Raw genomic sequence first — 17,239 nt, 5'->3', positions numbered from 1 at the left:
TGGTCAAGGCAGATGAAGGTATAATCTTCACTGTCTTAAATGCAAGAGGAAATTAAAACTCGTTTTCCCAAATGGGTAAATGATAATGCACATGGTAAGTATGTAATATGTATGAGTGATGATCTGGATTCTCTTTTGGGAGCAAAATTACTTGAACTAGTGAAGGGGTATGTAGTCAATTATTTCTACAACTTCAGAAAATTATATGTTGCTGATAAAGGAAACAAGAAGAAAGCAATAGGCGTTGATATTGCACTAATGGAAGGGAAGACGTGGGACAACCATATAACGTTAATGCAGCCAAGCAGAGATAGCATTAACGAGCAATCAGCGAACCTAAATTCGATATTTCAAATTGATAGTGAAAATTATACAGCGAAATATGCTGGTTCAACGTGTCTGCAAATCTGGTCTTATTACGATATTCCTCTTCCACCAACAGATGTTGGGAAAATGATACTTCTAGCAATAGACAGTACCTATTTGGGGCATTATATTCCAAGATTTCAACATACTCAAAACGAATATTTAGAAATGATGAGTATGACAGAACTGATTGATCTACTGAACAAGTATGATAAAAGGGATTTTGAAAAGATTAAAAAACAGTTCTGTACAAACCACAAAATATTTGTCAGGAACAATGGTTTTTTAAGAACTTCGATCAAACTAGATGAAATAGGGGATATATTGAACCTTGACTTGTCGCTCCCTGACAAGTCTTTTGTTTTGTTTAGGAACTTTAAAGATGATCAGTTCACCTTATCATCAGAATTAAAAGGGCAAGTATTCTCATTAGCATTAACAAATGCTAATGGTGGCAAGTACACGTATTTCTGAACCTCTTTTGTTTCATTAGGTTAGAAATCAATACGGAAGGAGAGATACAGAATGTTCAATGAGAAAGAATACTTCTTTTGCTACTCACCAACGTTATTTACGTTTTTAAAGATCAAGAAGAAGATAAATTACATTTGCAGTGCTTTGCACGAAAAGACATTTCAAAAGTTCTGGCTTTTTAATCGGTCAGATGAACTGCGTGAAGCCCTTACTGAATACAAGGAATTGTTTAAAGAAGAATAGTTTGTAGTGTTGACTTTTGTTTGGCTTAAATAATCGGTAATTCTCGCACCTGACATGTGATAGTGTCAGGTGTTTTTTGTTAATTCATGGATAATTTATAAGGAGCGTTGATTGTAATGTACTTTGAAGAATTGAAAAAGATTTTAGGCAGTAACGATAAGGACAAGGTGTTTATGCCAAATGAGATTTTTGTGGATTTAAAAATGCATCTGAAAGATTCTAGTCATATTGCCTTTGCTTACTCTTATTATTTCGTTATCACATATTTGTATCGTAATGCTAGATATCGAAATGTGATTGATAAAAGTGGAAAAGAAATTGAGATTAATCAATCTGAATTGAAGCAAATACTAGGGTATTCTAAAGACAATAAGACAACAAATTTTATTATTAAACAGAATGGAATATTAGACCAGATGGGCTATACTCAGACGGTATCTGATTTTCCAACATATATTGAAAGAAAGATTCTTTGCTTAGGTAAAGAAAAACTATCTGATGAATTGTATATTGAGATGTATTCGGATATGGATTTAGAGACAAAAAAATACTTAAAAGAAAATAGAAGGAATCATAAAATCAAATATCCTGTAAAAGCATTTTATCGAACTCCAGAAGATCAGAAAGATAGCCACCAAAACGGAACATTCTTTTTTGTTGATAGTACACATGGAATACCAGTGGATGTGTTCATTTATTGCATGACCAATAAGGAAATAGGTTGTGTTGGATTTTATCTCTATTCCTATCTTAAACGTATGAATGACATGTTCGAGAAGGGCTATGACGTACCACTAGAAAGGTTGAGCGAGAATACAGGTATCAAGCCAACTACATTAGATAAGTATCTAGATAAACTCAAGGCATATAATCTGATCAGTTGTATTGTTCGACCATTTGTAGTTGGAAAGCCAACAGACGTTAAATTAAAGGCAAACACTTACAGGACACATGAATTTGATCAATTTTTGTATACTCGACAATGGTATGAAAAACGTAAAGTCATGAGTTATGAGAATTATACAATAGATGGAGATTTATCAGATGAAACAAATCCCTTCGAATAAAACAAAAATCTAAAAAGGTATGCTTTCTGGAGTACATATAATATGTAAATATATTATTATCTTATTTTTTTATCTATTAAATCAAAGAGAGTTAATAACCCATATTATATATACCTCGAATACCATACCTTTTTAAATATGGATTGATTTTGTAACGAGCAACGGCAGTTGCTCTTTTTTATTTCAAAATGGATGGTGAGAATAGATGGTTACATTACATGAAGCGTTAAAACAAATCTCTTGGGATAAGGCAGAATACTTCAAGTGGAAATATCCAGATGCACGTTTTGATCAGCGTTTGCCTATTAAAACGGAAGAAGAATTCCTGAGAGTCGTTAATAAGAAGACAATTAACACCTATCTGCGGTGGGAGAAAACACAGGAATATAAGGCGTTGGTTGCTCTGTACTTGCAATCGCGTACAGCAAATGACTTGCAAGAGATTTACAGTGTGGTAAGTGAGAAAGCAAAAAAGGGAGACGAAAAGGCAGTTAAGTTGTTCCTAACCTTGAACAAAGAGATTCAGGAACACGCTAAAACTGCTAATCAGACATTTTCCAACGAAGATAATGAAACAGAAGATGAAGATGACTTGATCGTGTAATCTTGTACAGTGTAAGGTGGTAAGTTTTATGGCTAAGATGACAAAAAAGCAGAAGTTAGAGAAAATTAGCAATGACCCTAAGTTATGGATACTGAATTTTGTAAAGATCGTAGATAATGAAGGGCGATTGATTCCGTTTAAGGTAAATGATCAGCAGGAAATGTTTATTGATAGCATGACCAAATTCAATATTATTTCTAAGGCAAGGCAGATTGGGTTTTCGACCCTATCCCTTGCCTTATGTCTTTATTATGCATGTACGAAGCCCAATACGAATTACTTGATTGTCTCGTACAAGCAGGATTCCTCTTCTTCCTTATTCGAGCGGTTGAAGAGTATGTATGACACTCTTCCACATGATAAATACGAATTCCCCTCTATTAAGCGTTCAAACAGAGGGGAATTTTTGTTAGATAACAATTCTAGGATTCAGTGTGTCGTGGCAGGTAATAAGGACGTTGGGCGTGGCTCAACGTATGAATATATTCTCCTGTCTGAGTTTTCCTTTTTTCAGAATCAAGAGAAGGTATTGTTGTCAGCAGAGCAAGCGTTAAGCAAGAACCAGAATAGCAGGATTGTGATTGAGACAACATCTAATGGATTCAACTACTATCAGCGAGTTTTCATGAATGCCTACAAGGGTGAATCCAAATACAAGGCGTTTTTCTTTCCGTTTTATTCGAGTGCGTATGAGAAGCAGTTTAAGCATGAACATGATCAGGCGGAGCAATGGTACAAGGAACAATATGGTGTTCGTTTGAGTGCCAAAGAACTTGAATCAGATGAAAAGATTCTCCATGAAAAAGGTGCGTCACTGAAAATGCTGATGTGGCGTAGATGGAAACTGATGGACATCGACATTCAACAGTTCTATCAAGAGTTTCCTAGTAATCCTATGGAATCGTTTATTTCGACTGGTCATAGCGTGTTTGATCAAACGAAGGTTCTTGAAAGGTTGAACTACGTCATTCCTGCTTTGCCTTATAAAGATATTGATGTTGAACTTCCAGATATGTTGATGCCATACATTAACAAGAGTTTGTTTCTGTATTTCACTCCGAAAAAGGACAGGAAGTATTATGCAGGAGTTGATACTGCTAGTGGAAGCGGTGGAGATAATAGCGCGGTTGCTTTCTACGATGATGATGGTCAACATGTGGCAAGTTTCTACAACAATAAGGTTCCAGTATATAAGTTCGCTGAAATAGTGAATGCGATAGGAAGGTATTATGGCTATGCGTTTCTGGTTGTTGAAAGGAATACCTATGGCTTGCCACTGTTGGAAAGGTTAAGGCGTGATCATAATTACATGAATCTGTACAAACACAAGATATTCGATCAAAAAGGAAGAAAGAAGATGCAGTTAGGTTGGCAAACCAGCCAGGTATCTAAATCGATAATGATCAGCGACTTTAAAGAACAGTTTGAACTTGATTTGATCAATATTAACTGCAAAGAAACGCTTGAGCAGATGCAGATTTTCCTAGAGAACGATGGGAAGACAGGCAATAAGAAAGGCGAAGGCAATTACGATGATATGGTTATTGCCAATGCACTTGCGGTACAAGGAATGAAAGTAGGTAAATGGTATGTATAATGAAAAATCCCTCCAAAGAGGAGGGAAGATGTTGTTATTTTTTTTTGCCTAGAACTGTTACGACAGTAATAACTGTGGAAATAACAGTTAGAATTCCAGATACATTCGAGTTGAAAAAAGAATTAGTTATCATAAATGGAATAAGGCATAAGCCGATTAATATTGTGAGATTCTTCCCAAAAGTAGGATTCGTTAATAGTGTTAAGAATAAAGATGAGTCATCCATTCGATTAAGTTTTGAAGATTCTTCTAATCTTTTTGAAAACTGAAGGACTTCCTCTAGTTTATCTTCATAAGTAGTTCTAGGCTCAGATACAGTAGATTTTTGTTGCATAGAAAGGGAATTTAAATCTAAAAGGGATTTAAGAAAAGAAATTATGCATTCTTTTTCCCCATTATTGATTGAAATTAAAATATCATTAGCAGTTAATTCGAGAACTTTGTCTAATACTTCGACTTGATTAGAACTATTGTGGAGAATGAATAAGTTACTAGAATTTTCCTTTACTTTTTGTAAATTCGATCTGAATTCTCCATTATATAACACTCTAAAGTACACTTTTTGGAACCAAGTATACTTTAATTTATCTTTATTGGTGATCTGATTTATTATGGTATTTAGTACTATAAAAAGTTTACCGTTCAGACTGTAATTTTTAATTGGATTAAAGAAATTCGAAGCGAACAAAAATAGCATTAGAGAGAATAGTCCCGTGAGGATAGCAAATAGGTAATACTGACTGCTAGGGTTTACTGGTAATGATGAACCTCCCAACAAAATAGATGCAGATTTAATCAGTTCCCAAGCAAGTCCAATTAATAATAGTGAATAAAACAGTATTAACCCTATCAAGATATAGAAATCACGTTTGACTTTATTCACTATTTTTTTCTCGATGGTTTTATCGGTTAATGATTGATAATAAACTTCTAAATTCACCAATAACTAACTCCTTACATAGGAAGAATTTACTATATACAAGATAATCATTTTTTAGAAGGTGGTCAATATGACAATTCAAGAATATATAACGGAATTTCATGACGGAAATCCTACATGGTTTTTAGATGAAGTGGGACAGGTCTATCATCAGCAACGTATTATGAATATTCTGGATACGAAAGAGTATCTGAGCGGCACGCATAAGATTTTAAAGCGTCCCAATGAAACCTATAATGGAAAAACATATGAACCAAGGAAAATCGTTCTTCAATACTGCAAAACGATCTTGAACTTCCAAACGAGTTATCTGTTGCAGAATCCAGTCACTCTTACAGGTGATAAGGGCATTATTGAGGAATACAAGCGAATTTATAAGAAAGGCAAGTATGATCGAATTGATTTTGATATTCTTGATAAAGTTGTGAAGTATGGTAGTGCCTATGAATACGTGTATGTTGATGCTGGCGTAATTAAAAGTAAGTTGATCAATCCAGAAGATGGCTACCCAGTTTACAACCATGCAAATGAAATGATTGCCTTTATCGAGTCCTATACAGTGGATTCAATCAGTTATTATACTGTCTATTATGAGGACAGGGTAGAGAACTGGACTGATAGAGGAGGAGAGTTAAAACAGGTTGGCGTTTACGGGAATGCAAGCGGCTTGCCTGTTGTCTATAAGAACAGAAATGAACTTGACCCGAATTATGGTAGAAGTGATTTAGAGGATATAATTAATATTCTTGATAACATGGAAGATTTACTGTCCAAGTTTACGGATAGTTTCTATAAGTTTCATAATCCTATTCCTGTTGCGATTGGTCAGCAGTTGAAAGGTGAGGGATTACCTACTCATATCGTTGGTGGTGGTATTGTATTAGACGATGGGGCTGACTTTAAATTAGTTGGGAATCAGTTGGATTTTAGGAGTTTTGAAACGATCTACAACATGTTGAAGCAAGCGTTGTTGGATATCAGCAATACACCAGCGGTCAGTTTGAATAGTCAGGATGTGAGCAACTTGTCGGAAGTATCGATTAAGTTGCTTTTTTCTTTGGCAGATATCAAAGCAGGTTTGAATGAAAAGTATATGCGTGAAGGTATGGAACAAAGATTTGAGAAGATAAGAAGGATATTGGAGTTGCAAGGCAAAAAGATAGATGATGAAGCGTTTGACAGTTTGGGTATTGTCTTCCAATACAGCAGACCACAGAACGAAAAGGATATCATCGATAACTTGAAAGTAATGAAAGAAATTGGCGGTATTTCGTTAGAATCGATTTTAGAGAAGTCGCCATTTACAAGTGATGTTGGTCAGGAGTTACAGAGGTTGAGGGCTGATAATGGTCAAGGAAATGAGCAAATAGAGGATAAAGTTACTGAGATTGAATAGGTAGGTTGGATGATGGAAGGTCAGGTTTTAACAGGGAATTGATTTAGGTAAAACGTTGGATTGGTGAGTGGTTTTAGTGTGGGAGGTATGCACCAAAAAATTGCATATGTTACATCAAAAATGCCGAAGCAAGATAGGCGGGCATTAAAAAAAGTAGTGCTTCATATATCACAAAAGAGCATTTAGAAGATTTTTTTTGTGGGATTTTTTGAAATTTCTCTAATTATTCACTTCATACTTTTTCTGCTAAAATTTGACCACTATCTCTACGAGTTAGTGGTCAATTGCTATACTAGAATATGGAAGTATACTTCCAAACGTCCATTTGGTGATACTTTGGGAGGACGGGAAGGGCTTTAGAAAGGCGTTCTGAGGTAGATTTGAGCAAGGTTATTTGAAGGGCTGATACCCCATTTTGAGGGAAAGGGGATTTAGCACACTCAAAAACACACGTGCAAATGATTGGGAACTACTGTAACATATTACCAAAGCACTAAGTTCAGGAGATGATAATGATGTCCCAAAGACGTATGAATATTTATCAACTCGTTATCAATCTTGGTTTAAACGAGTTAGAAGAGTATGTTACAGAAATTGAAGATTTTTTAGAACAACGTTTGAAGTCTTTTGATGAGTGGTTTGAAGAAAAAACTAAAGACTTTTCAGAAGAAGACAAAGATACTTATGGAGAACACCTGTCAGATGAATACCATAAATTAGCGGACGCTTTCCCAACAACTTTCCGTTCTTCGATGCTCTTAAATATATATTCTTTTATTGAAAAGGAGTTAAATCAACTTTGTTTCCACTACGGAAACAGAAAAGATATTAGAATAGAGTTAAATGATTTGAGGGACTCTGGAGTGATACGCGCAAGTAAATATATTGATAAAGTTGTTGGAATTAACTTCCCGCATGAATTAACTGAATGGAAATTAATTTCTGGTGTTTATAGAGAATTGAGAAATTCTTTTGCCCATAATGGGGGAATTATTAGAGAACAAGGGATTCAAAAGATGAAAGAAAAGATAAGTGACTTACCAGTTAGCCTTAATGAACGTCATGGTGAATTAAAATTAGAAAAGGAGTTCTGCTATAAATTCATTAAGGATGCACGAATCTTCTTTAACGAGTTCTTTTTAGATGTTGATCAAAGTAACCAAAAGTTAGACGGAAATGAGATCTGAATTGGAGTGACTTAATTTGATACAACTCATTGATTGGCTAGACAAGCATCAAGGGTCAATAATGGCAATCCTGACGTTGGTTTACGTGGGAGCAACAATCCTTATTATGAGAGCAAACAGGCGTTCAGTCATTGAAATGGAAAAGACAAGGGAAGAAGAACATCGCCCATATGTAGTGGTATTTTTCGATAATAAACAAATTAATCAGGTTAACTTTGTGATACAAAACATTGGGAAAACTTTAGCCAAAGAAGTTGTAATTACTAGCACTCCTGCTTTCAATATTCCTAAAGACAGACCATTATCTGAAAGCAATTTGTTAAATAGACCAATACCAAACATGCCTCCTAATTACAAATTTACAACCTTTGTTGATATGCTTTGGGATTTAAAAGATGATGAAGGGAATTTTCCTAAATTTGATATTGTTGTCAGTTATAAAGGACAAAATAATAAAAAATATCAAGAGGAGTACCATTTAGATTTAAATGTAGAGAAAGGTATTTCAAGATTATCGGAAAAAACTATTCATGATCTGGTCAAAGAGTTTGCAAAGTTTAAAGATGAACACAACAGGTCAATGAGACAGTTGAATAATAGCATGGAAAAACTTATTCCAAAAGATAACGATTAAACAGCCTATAAAGAGAAAGAAGATCAAGTATCAAGCACCTACTAAGAAGTAGGTGTTTTCATTTGTGACCACTAACTAGGATTATTAGCATAAACGCAACGAAGAGTGCATCTATTATGGTAAAATTATCCTATGTTTGATGGGGGGATGTTATGAGGAAAGTAATCTTGATACTAACAATTGTTGGAGTAATAAGTGGATGTAACAGTACTGTAGAGGTAATTAAAGAAAGTGATGTTGAAATAGAGAAGCAAGCAGAAGTTAATTTGAAGGACGAAACAGAAAGGGAATTAGCGGTGGGTGTTGACCTGATCAAGAGTGGGAAACTTGAAGAAGCGATTAATCATTTGAAAAAATCATCACATTATGAAGAAATAATGGACTATAAAATGTTGAGTTACTATTCTAATGCGTTACTACATAGAAAAGATAAGAATTATAAATATGAGGTTTTTTATCTAAAAGGCATCCCACAAGATTACAATGGCGTTATGCATGAAGAAATTCAACAACAGAAAGATAACCTTAATCAGGTATTTGCTGATATGATAAAACGAAAAGAGTATGAAGCCATCAAAGAAATTCTTTTTGATTCACGAGAAGATAGTCAATTTAGTCCTATGTATAACTATAGTGTATTTTTGAAGAATGAGAAGGATTATCTATCTAATGCAAGATATTATCTTAGTAATATTCCTGAAACCTATGATGGCGTATTAGCCGAAGAAATAAAAAAAGCACAGAGAAAATATGGTACTGGGATCATAGTTAGAGATAGAGAACAACAATCAAAAATAATAGATAAACCTCAGATTGGTATGACAGCCGAAGAAGTTTTAAAAACCCGTTGGGGTACACCAGAAGATATTAATACTACAACGACTGTATATGGGACTAACGAGCAGTGGGTTTACAGTTCTGATAGGTATGTTTATATAGAGAATGGAGTTGTAACAACAATACAAGAATGAATATCAAACTATTTCAAAAACTGCTCTAACTGGCAGTTTTTTTATTTTATAATGGAGGTTTTTACAAATGACAAATCTACAACGTCTTGAAATGGAAATTGAGGGAATCTCCCTCACACAAGAACACTTGAGGGTATATTTAGCAGAGAATGGGTTGATATCCACAAATGAATATCTGTCTACATCAAACACTAACAAACGGAGCATCTATAAATCAGCATTGTCTATTCTTGAATCAATCGCAAATAATCCGATGTTGATGAAGAATTACAAACTGGATGATATGACAGTCAGTGCGTTTGCTGAGAACTTACAGAGTCGTATTGATCAATTGGAAAGAAAAATTCGCCAGATGCAAAATGATGATGGAAATGGTGAAAGCAGTTACTTTATGTTGTTTCAGTAATCAAGGAAGGGAGGTATTCGAATGTTTGTAAATCTGTTCGCTAGGAGCGAAGATGATTTTAAGTACCTATTAGCCAACTTTGGGGAATCGATCAGGGTAAATAACGTAGAGGTTAAAGCGGTCATTACCAATGCGCCAATTAAGGAGTTTGATGATAAATACGTTTCCGCTCTGACTCATTTTAAGCGCGGAGATCATGTCTTGTATAAGGGATTGGATTATTACGTCATCAATGAAGTGGAAGCCAAACGCTACGACAATTACAAGGCAATCATTAGGCGTTGTCCTTATAAGATCAATTTCAACGTGTCAAAGTACACAAATACAACAAGTGGCCCTTATGTTTCCTATGACGTGAAGAGAGTCCCTACCATAGTGTCAACAGCGAAGGACATTGGCATGAACTACAATCAGATGATTGGTGCGTATCTGCCGGATGGACAGTTAGCAATTTATGTACAAGATAACAGCGACACAAGGAAAATCTTCGCTGGTGTTGCTGACCCAGAGCAAAAGACATTACATAACATCATCTTTAGTGGGAAAGCGTGGAAGATTATTGGTGCAGATTTGACCAAAAAGGGTATGATTACGTTCAATGTTCAAGCAACTACGTTTGGTAGTAATGACGACAGGGTGAATGAAATTGCATGGGTGGCTACTCATACAAATTGGAATGGCGTTATTGATGATACATTCTACAATGGGGACACAAGTCAAAACGCAGGAAGTGGTGGCGGAGGTTGGCTATAATTGTTTTGTCTATAAAAGATATTATCCCTATCTGTTTAGATTTTTTCAGACCACTTGACTATATCTAGTGACTACTATATATTTACAGTAATAGATACTGGAAGTAAGTGGTTTGATATATCAAATACAATCCCAGTCAGTGATATGACAACATTTCGTTTAAGTATTCTTGACAGGGTGGGGGTCGCTGGTTCGAACCCAGTCCGGATCACCATAATATAAAAGCTCAAACCCCTTGGGAGACAAGGGGTTTTTCTTATTTTGCTTTTAAACAGACTTGTCCCATATTGATACGAAAACAGATTTTGATACGAATTTGATACGAATGGTGTTTTGATACGAATATCAGTTGGACTGCGTTTTGTAGAAGAGTTTGCCGAATTCGTCTGCCGTATCTTTTTGGAGATTCGGCAAGAGATGACTATATGTGTCCAATGTGATGCGTACGTTTGCGTGTCCTAGCCGTTCTGAAACAATTTTAGGGTTTACTCCTTGCTTCAAAAGCAAACTGGCGTGAGTATGCCTCATATCATGAAAGCGGATCTTCCTAATGCCCGCCTTCTGAATAATTGAGTCGAATGACCTGTTTAAATTCCGTGGCGAAAGTGGTGTTCCTACGGATGTGCAGATAACCAAACCCAAATCGTTATACAACGGTCGATTAGCTACTGTCTCAACTTTAGTACGGTGTTTTAGTTTCAAGATTTTACCCAGTGTGTTTTCATCAATCGATATTTGACGGTTGCCGGAATCTGTTTTTGCTCCTGCTGATAACTCTTTTCCGTCGTGAGAAAGTGTTTGGACAATTGAGATAGTGCGGTTATCCTCATCTATGTCCTTCCAACGTAATCCGAGAATCTCCCCTTGACGCATACCGGTTGTTAGCGCTAAAAGGAAAGCACAATAATACCGTGAATCCTTAGCAGCTGACAAAAACTTTTGAATTTCTTCCTCTGTCCAAACCTCAATTTCCTTTTTAGATACTTTTGGCGGATCAACGAGAGCAGCTGGATTTTTTGCGATCATCTCCCAACGAAAAGCCTTATTAAGGGAATCATTGATGATGGTGTGGACCTTACGGATATTTTCATCTGAGAGATTGCCGCCCTCTTTTAGCTTGTTATACAACGATTGAATGTCGCGTGGAGATATTTTTGCCAACTCAATTTCCCCGATATTAGGAAGGATGTAGCGATTGACCAAGAATGTATAAAATTCCAATGTACGTCCCTTGACGGTAGTTTTTTTATCCTCTAGCCAGCTACACATAAATACGGAGTAACTGGTCTTGGACGGCTCAAGAAACGTGCCTTTATTAAGTGCATTCTGAGCTTCCACCATTGCGGCCTCTGCTTCTTTCTTCGTTTTAAATCCTCTTCGTAGCATCTTTTTGTATTTCCCATTTTCTTTGTAGTTGATTGCAAAATACCAAGGATTCTTTTTCGCGTTGTCGTCCTTATACACTGGCATCTTTACTATCTTCCTTCCATTCCATAATTTTGTCTGGTTGCACACTAAAGTGGGTGCATAGCTTGTCAATTACCTCCATCGAAACATACTGATCCTTGCCTAGCTTTGCCAAAGTAGATGTTGATAAGCCTGGTTCATTCAGTAGATCTGTTCTCTTCATGTCTTTTTCTAAAAGTAGGTGCCACAAAGGTTTGTAAGAAAATGACATAAAACGTTCTCCTTTTGCATACGTAATATATACAATTTAGCAAATTATATTTGTGAATACAAATGTTAAGTTCGAGAGTTTTTATTTCGTGAGGATGTTCTGAGGATTCTTTTTGAAGAAATTGAGGCTTGTTTGTGAGATGAGACGCTTTTCCCGGTGTATAGTAATAGCATAGAAAGATATGCACCAGCCGCCTACGGGCGGTTTTTTCATTAAGCCAGAGGGGAAAGAAAAAACCGCCACACGGGCGGAGGTCTCAATAAGACTGTACTAGCTTTTTACTGAATAACAAGTAAATCCCAAACAATATAAGAGCCATTAATGCGGTTTTGTAAGTGCCAGTCCAAAAGCCATGGCCTCATTGAGAGCTACCTTTTGGCATATGCCTCACCTCCATAAATTGGATGGATAAGGTTATCATATCATAAAGACAGAACGTTTGTTCTTAAGGATACAATTATCGTTTTTTTAAAACTGGGGATAAAAGAGGATGAGATGAATTTGTCAGATTACTCCATCGTTATCCACAACCCCTGATTCATGCGCTTATGTTTAGATTCAGTTCAATTATTGTTGACATGTACATGTTACCCTCCCATTTAACAGGATAATTAGTAAGTTTGACGAATTTTGGATTTTAGGGAGGGAATGTATTTGAAAAGATCATATAGAGGAATATCGATTTGGGTTGGAATTTTTATATTAATCTTTGGTTCACCTATGCTAATTAATCTTTTAGTCTCATTCCGAACTCAATGGACTGTAGAAGAAGGCTCAGATTGGATTTCTTTCTTCGGAAATTATTCAGGTGGTTTGATTGGTGGCGTTGTCGCCTATTTAATTACTCGTTATCAGTTTACAATGCAAAAGAGGAATGATGCAGAAAAGGAACTAAGGTCTCAGTTGCCTGTTCTCTATAAACTAAAGAGTGTTCTAAGAATATTAGGTATGCAGTTTTCCTATATGGCTAATATTGATGAAACATTAAATAAATCACTTAATCCTTATCCTAAAATTAAAGTATCTCTTAAAGATATCGATAAAGATTTATGGAAAGACATTTGGATATTAAAAAACACATGGCTACAGGAGAAATTCTTACAACATGTTGAGTTTTATGAGGATGCTCGTTCGATCTTAAGTGCTGACATTGTACAAATGGAGATCAAATTGGAACAGTTAAAAAGAAGCCTCAGTACGAAGATACTTACTGCACGTACAGATGAAGATAAAATAGAGATAATGGAGTTGAAGGAACAAATTGCGATTCTAGAATTAGAATGCAAGGAACAAGAATGGGAAAGAAAGGACGTATGGCAGACTTTCCTGATGAATAACTACACTATAGGGAACAAAACCCTACTTGAATTGGTGAATAAAGAAATTACTGAGATAGAAGGGCGCGATAAAAATGAGACATGACCGTCCTCTAATTAGAGTACAGTCATAGCCAAAAACCCATATGTATCAAGGCTCCATAGCTCACTGTCCTCTATTTAGCTGACACTCGCGACTGTCCTCTAATCCGCTGACAGTTCTGTACTCTACGTAGAGGACGGTACTGTCCTCTAATCCGAGGACAGTCAAACTTTTTCCTTCATTAGAGCGCGAAGCCTAAAGAAAATCTTTAAAGAAAATATTAAAGAAATATACTCGCGACATGTCACTCGTATTTAGAGTGGCATTTTTTATTACAGAGAAAGGAGTGATAGCAAAATGGTAGCAAAGATGAAGCACATGCTGATGATATGTAGCATCGTATTACTAATCTATGGATGCGGTACAAGTAGAGAGTTTCTGGTAGTGAAGTATAACGACCAAGGACAGGTAATCACAAGCTACCATGTAAAAGGCTTTCAGCCGACAAAGGATGAGGATGGAGTCTCTTTCTTCATGATGGAAGATGGACAGCAGCTATTCATACAGGTCAGTGGCAATGTTGATGTGATTGAAGTAACTGGCAATGTACAAGCCACACTGGAGAGATTGGGAATCAAAGATGGGTAACTCCCTTGGCTGATAGTGAAAACGTCGTGAGCAGGCTGTGAACGCCTGTAGACCAAGTGCAAATACTTCACGGGTCCTTCTGGAGAGACAGAATCATGCGGGTCGAGCGAGCCCCGAAATCCCGCTAGATCTTAATTTTAAAATTCACTTGCGCTTTCGCTTGGGTCCAGCCTAAATGAGAGCTTTTTTAATTTTGGCTTCATCTTATGCGTCAAAAATAAACAATGGTGATTTTTAGCTAAAAACGAAAGTGAGGTGATGAAATTGGCGAAACCAAAAGTGAAAACCGATCGACTGCAGGATAGAGAGGTGTCTACCTCAGAATTGGCTTTGATAGTCGGTAAATCACCGCAATGGATACGCCAATTAACGAGGGACAACATTCTTGTGCAGGTTGGACGGGGGAAGTATTCGCTCGGTGAATCCATTCAAGCGTACATCAAGCACGTAGAAGGTGAATCTAGTGATGGGAAAATCAGCTATCGGGACGAGAAAGCTGCGCACGAACAGATAAAAAAGAAATTGCTCTGCTCGAACTGGAGGAAAAGCGCAATAATTTGCACTCAACGGCGGACGTACAAGATGCATGGGGGGCATTGCTAGTCAACTTTCGGGAGCGACTGACTGGACTGCCTCCGAAAATGGCAAACAAGCTCAAGTATATGACGGATGAGAAAGATATCAGGCGGTTACTTGAGGATCGGATAAATGAGGCTCTTTATCTCCTGTCGAAGTATGACCCGTTGGCAGGCGATGAAAAATGAAGGCGCAGCGCAGGAAAACATTCCATCTCCTAAAGCAGACTGTACCCTTAGTTGCGCCTCCTGAGCCAATCAGTGTTGCAGAATGGGCGGACAGGCATCGGGTTCTATCTCCAGAAGCGTCAGCAGAGCCGGGGCCGTGGAAGACAGAGCGAGCGCCTTATCAAAAAGTACCTATGGAGGCCTTATCAGACAAAAATGTGGAATCTGTTGTGCTTATGTGGGCGTCTCAGCTTGGAAAAACGGACTTACAACTCAACACAATCGGCTACTTTACCGGGCATGATCCTGCTCCGATCATGGTTATTCAGCCGGATTTAATGGTTGCTCGGGACTTTTCCAATGACCGCTTGGCTCCGATGTACCGAGATTCGCCGCAATTGTCACCTCTGGTGGTCAAGGATAAGAGTCGAGACAGCCGGAATACGATCTTGTACAAGACATTTCCCGGCGGCAGGATAAACATTGCTGGGGCTAATTCCCCTGCTTCTCTGGCTTCCAAGCCGATCCGAGTCGTCATTGGAGACGAGATTGATCGCTTCCCAGTGTCGGCAGGCAAAGAGGGCGATCCAGTTTCCTTGGTTGTCGCTCGTACTAAGACTTTCTACAACAAGAAAATCGTTTGGGTATCGTCACCAACAATTAAAGGCGCATCCAGGATTGAGACTCTTTACGAGGACAGCACTCAGGAGACATTGCACTTCCCTTGTCCGTCCTGTGAAGAGTTGCAGCAACTAACCTGGAAACAAATCAAGTTTGAATACGATGAGGATACCAGGTCATGCACTGAGGTTTACCACGCCTGTATACATTGCGGTACGCTTCACCAAGAACATGAGTGGAAGAAGGACTATGCTGAGAGAGTGGTTTGGGTAGCGGCCAAAGAGCATTCGAAGACTCGTGGATTCAAGTTAAGTAGTTTGGCGGCGACCATTAACTACACCTGGAAAGATGCCGTCAACGACTTCAAGGCAGCCAAGCGAGGCGGGCCGGAGCTACTTAAAACCTTCTTCAATACCGTTATGGCAGAGTCTTGGGAAGAAGAAGGCGAGAAGCTGGACGAAGAAATTTTGCTCAACCGGCGAGAAATCTACCACGCGGATGTGCCGGAAGGTGTGAAAATCCTGACTGCTGCCGTTGACACGCAGGATAACCGATTTGAGGTCGAAGTGCAGGGGTGGGGAGAAGGACATGAGAATTGGCGTATTCAGTATCATGTCATATACGGCGATCTGAAGCAACCGCAGGTCTGGGCTGATCTGGATGAGTTCCTGAAAAGAACATGGACTGATGCAGAAGGTCGGAATTTCCCGATTGCTATTACATGCATGGATTCTGGTGGTCACTTCACCAATGAAGTCTACAAGTTTTGTAAGGAACGAGCAGCTCGTCGGGTGTTTGCTATTAAGGGAGAGAGCTCTGGAGATGGTACTTACTTACCACTCTTCATTGGAACTTCTACAAACAACCGATATAAAGCCACCGTTTTGCGTCTTGGTGTAGATGAGGGTAAATCGAAAGTCATGAGCGCAGTCTCACTGCTTCCTGTAGACGAGAATGGAAATAAAACCAGAGGGTATTGCCATTTTCCGTTAACAACACCGGAGAAAAATCGGGGGTATGAACGGCAATATTTCGAAGGATTAACAGCTGAGGCACTGCAAACACGGTACAAGATGGGCATCCCATATCAGGTTTGGGTTAAAGTTCGTGCACGAAATGAGCCGTTAGACTTGGCGGTGTACAATCGAGCCGCTATTGAGGTTTTGCAACCTGACCTTGAAGGCATGCAACCATACGCATCATCAAGCTTGATTACAAAAGAAACGACTACAACATCCACATCTGTCGCTTCAAACCAACAGAGGAGACGTAGGGGCACATCAAGCAGTATTTGAAGGGAGGTGAAAGGGAATGTCACTGTACACATACGAGGTTGCAAAAAAGCATCTTGATGCATGGCTTGCTTGTGATTTAGCTCTTGCGACAAGCCAATCTTACAGCATAAGTGGAAGAACACTTACTCGTGCCAATTTAAAAGACGTCAAGGAACAGATTCGTTACTGGCAAAAGCAAGTGGATGATATTCAGCGTGAGCAAGCGGGAGCAGGTCCACGTCGAAGAGTACGGCGGTACATACCTATTGACTCATGAG

General features: G+C 37.9%; 19 protein-coding genes. 16 read left to right on the top strand and 3 right to left on the bottom strand.

What is annotated here, in order from left to right; translation table 11 throughout:
- The first annotated feature begins 111 nt into the window (after positions 1 to 111).
- The 4 genes from ACKKE8_RS21565 to ACKKE8_RS21550 all read left to right on the top strand — a co-directional run bounded on the left by ACKKE8_RS21565 (position 112) and on the right by ACKKE8_RS21550 (position 4,351).
- Complete coding sequence (locus tag ACKKE8_RS21565) at positions 112 to 840, top strand: hypothetical protein (RefSeq protein WP_409174836.1); 729 nt, start codon at positions 112 to 114, stop codon at positions 838 to 840.
- A 359-nt stretch (positions 841 to 1,199) separates the two neighbouring features.
- Positions 1,200 to 2,150, top strand: coding sequence for a hypothetical protein (locus tag ACKKE8_RS21560; RefSeq protein WP_409174835.1), 951 nt, complete (start codon positions 1,200 to 1,202; stop codon positions 2,148 to 2,150).
- 205 nt (positions 2,151 to 2,355) lie between these two features.
- Positions 2,356 to 2,754 (top strand): hypothetical protein, encoded by a 399-nt coding sequence (locus ACKKE8_RS21555; RefSeq protein ID WP_409174834.1) that lies wholly within the window; start codon positions 2,356 to 2,358, stop codon positions 2,752 to 2,754.
- A 28-nt stretch (positions 2,755 to 2,782) separates the two neighbouring features.
- The gene (locus ACKKE8_RS21550) at positions 2,783 to 4,351 is read left to right on the top strand and encodes a terminase large subunit domain-containing protein (RefSeq protein ID WP_409174833.1); all 1,569 of its coding nucleotides are present in this window, start codon (positions 2,783 to 2,785) and stop codon (positions 4,349 to 4,351) included.
- A 34-nt stretch (positions 4,352 to 4,385) separates the two neighbouring features.
- Here the strand turns inward: ACKKE8_RS21550 and ACKKE8_RS21545 are convergent, their stop codons facing one another.
- Positions 4,386 to 5,291 (bottom strand): hypothetical protein, encoded by a 906-nt coding sequence (locus ACKKE8_RS21545; RefSeq protein ID WP_409174832.1) that lies wholly within the window; start codon positions 5,289 to 5,291, stop codon positions 4,386 to 4,388.
- A 70-nt stretch (positions 5,292 to 5,361) separates the two neighbouring features.
- On the opposite strand from ACKKE8_RS21545, the gene ACKKE8_RS21540 reads away from it, so the two are divergent.
- The 6 genes from ACKKE8_RS21540 to ACKKE8_RS21515 all read left to right on the top strand — a co-directional run bounded on the left by ACKKE8_RS21540 (position 5,362) and on the right by ACKKE8_RS21515 (position 10,638).
- On the top strand, positions 5,362 to 6,687 hold the full coding sequence (locus tag ACKKE8_RS21540) for a phage portal protein (protein ID WP_409174831.1): 1,326 nt from the start codon (positions 5,362 to 5,364) through the stop codon (positions 6,685 to 6,687).
- A gap of 515 nt (positions 6,688 to 7,202) precedes the next feature.
- Positions 7,203 to 7,874 carry a hypothetical protein gene (locus ACKKE8_RS21535; protein ID WP_409174830.1) on the top strand — a complete coding sequence of 224 codons (672 nt, stop codon included), beginning with the start codon at positions 7,203 to 7,205 and terminating at the stop codon, positions 7,872 to 7,874.
- Positions 7,875 to 7,890: 16 nt separating this feature from the next.
- Entirely contained in the window at positions 7,891 to 8,508 is a 618-nt protein-coding gene (locus tag ACKKE8_RS21530) for a hypothetical protein (protein WP_409174829.1), read from the top strand.
- 152 nt (positions 8,509 to 8,660) lie between these two features.
- Positions 8,661 to 9,479 (top strand): hypothetical protein, encoded by an 819-nt coding sequence (locus ACKKE8_RS21525; RefSeq protein ID WP_409174828.1) that lies wholly within the window; start codon positions 8,661 to 8,663, stop codon positions 9,477 to 9,479.
- 67 nt (positions 9,480 to 9,546) lie between these two features.
- Positions 9,547 to 9,885 carry a hypothetical protein gene (locus ACKKE8_RS21520; protein ID WP_409174827.1) on the top strand — a complete coding sequence of 113 codons (339 nt, stop codon included), beginning with the start codon at positions 9,547 to 9,549 and terminating at the stop codon, positions 9,883 to 9,885.
- 21 nt (positions 9,886 to 9,906) lie between these two features.
- A complete protein-coding gene (locus tag ACKKE8_RS21515) occupies positions 9,907 to 10,638 on the top strand; it encodes a hypothetical protein (RefSeq protein ID WP_409174826.1) in 732 nt (243 codons plus the stop codon).
- Positions 10,639 to 10,983: 345 nt separating this feature from the next.
- On the opposite strand, the gene ACKKE8_RS21510 is transcribed toward ACKKE8_RS21515, so the two are convergent.
- Together ACKKE8_RS21510 and ACKKE8_RS21505 are read right to left on the bottom strand one after the other, a co-directional pair.
- Entirely contained in the window at positions 10,984 to 12,108 is a 1,125-nt protein-coding gene (locus ACKKE8_RS21510; protein WP_409174825.1) for a tyrosine-type recombinase/integrase, read from the bottom strand.
- Positions 12,095 to 12,316 (bottom strand): helix-turn-helix domain-containing protein, encoded by a 222-nt coding sequence (locus tag ACKKE8_RS21505; RefSeq protein ID WP_409174824.1) that lies wholly within the window; start codon positions 12,314 to 12,316, stop codon positions 12,095 to 12,097. Before ACKKE8_RS21505 ends, ACKKE8_RS21510 begins: the two co-directional genes overlap by 14 nt.
- A gap of 654 nt (positions 12,317 to 12,970) precedes the next feature.
- Between ACKKE8_RS21505 and ACKKE8_RS21500 the strand changes: the two genes are divergently transcribed.
- From ACKKE8_RS21500 to ACKKE8_RS21475, 6 genes are all read left to right on the top strand, one after another.
- Positions 12,971 to 13,738, top strand: coding sequence for a hypothetical protein (locus ACKKE8_RS21500; RefSeq protein WP_409174823.1), 768 nt, complete (start codon positions 12,971 to 12,973; stop codon positions 13,736 to 13,738).
- 294 nt (positions 13,739 to 14,032) lie between these two features.
- Positions 14,033 to 14,323, top strand: coding sequence for a hypothetical protein (locus ACKKE8_RS21495; RefSeq protein WP_409174822.1), 291 nt, complete (start codon positions 14,033 to 14,035; stop codon positions 14,321 to 14,323).
- A gap of 264 nt (positions 14,324 to 14,587) precedes the next feature.
- The gene (locus tag ACKKE8_RS21490; protein ID WP_409174821.1) at positions 14,588 to 14,926 is read left to right on the top strand and encodes a hypothetical protein; all 339 of its coding nucleotides are present in this window, start codon (positions 14,588 to 14,590) and stop codon (positions 14,924 to 14,926) included.
- On the top strand, positions 14,920 to 15,087 hold the full coding sequence (locus ACKKE8_RS21485; RefSeq protein ID WP_409174820.1) for a hypothetical protein: 168 nt from the start codon (positions 14,920 to 14,922) through the stop codon (positions 15,085 to 15,087). The genes ACKKE8_RS21490 and ACKKE8_RS21485 overlap by 7 nt, the downstream gene beginning before the upstream one ends.
- On the top strand, positions 15,084 to 16,982 hold the full coding sequence (locus ACKKE8_RS21480; RefSeq protein WP_409174819.1) for a phage terminase large subunit family protein: 1,899 nt from the start codon (positions 15,084 to 15,086) through the stop codon (positions 16,980 to 16,982). Before ACKKE8_RS21485 ends, ACKKE8_RS21480 begins: the two co-directional genes overlap by 4 nt.
- Positions 16,983 to 16,998: 16 nt before the next feature.
- Entirely contained in the window at positions 16,999 to 17,238 is a 240-nt protein-coding gene (locus ACKKE8_RS21475) for a DUF6148 family protein (protein ID WP_409174818.1), read from the top strand.
- Position 17,239 lies beyond the last annotated feature (1 nt).

This window comes from Brevibacillus fortis, from assembly GCF_046196545.1.
Taxonomy (GTDB): domain Bacteria; phylum Bacillota; class Bacilli; order Brevibacillales; family Brevibacillaceae; genus Brevibacillus; species Brevibacillus fortis_A.
Note: the sequence above shows the minus strand (reverse complement) of the source record. Positions and strands in the feature narration are given on the sequence as shown.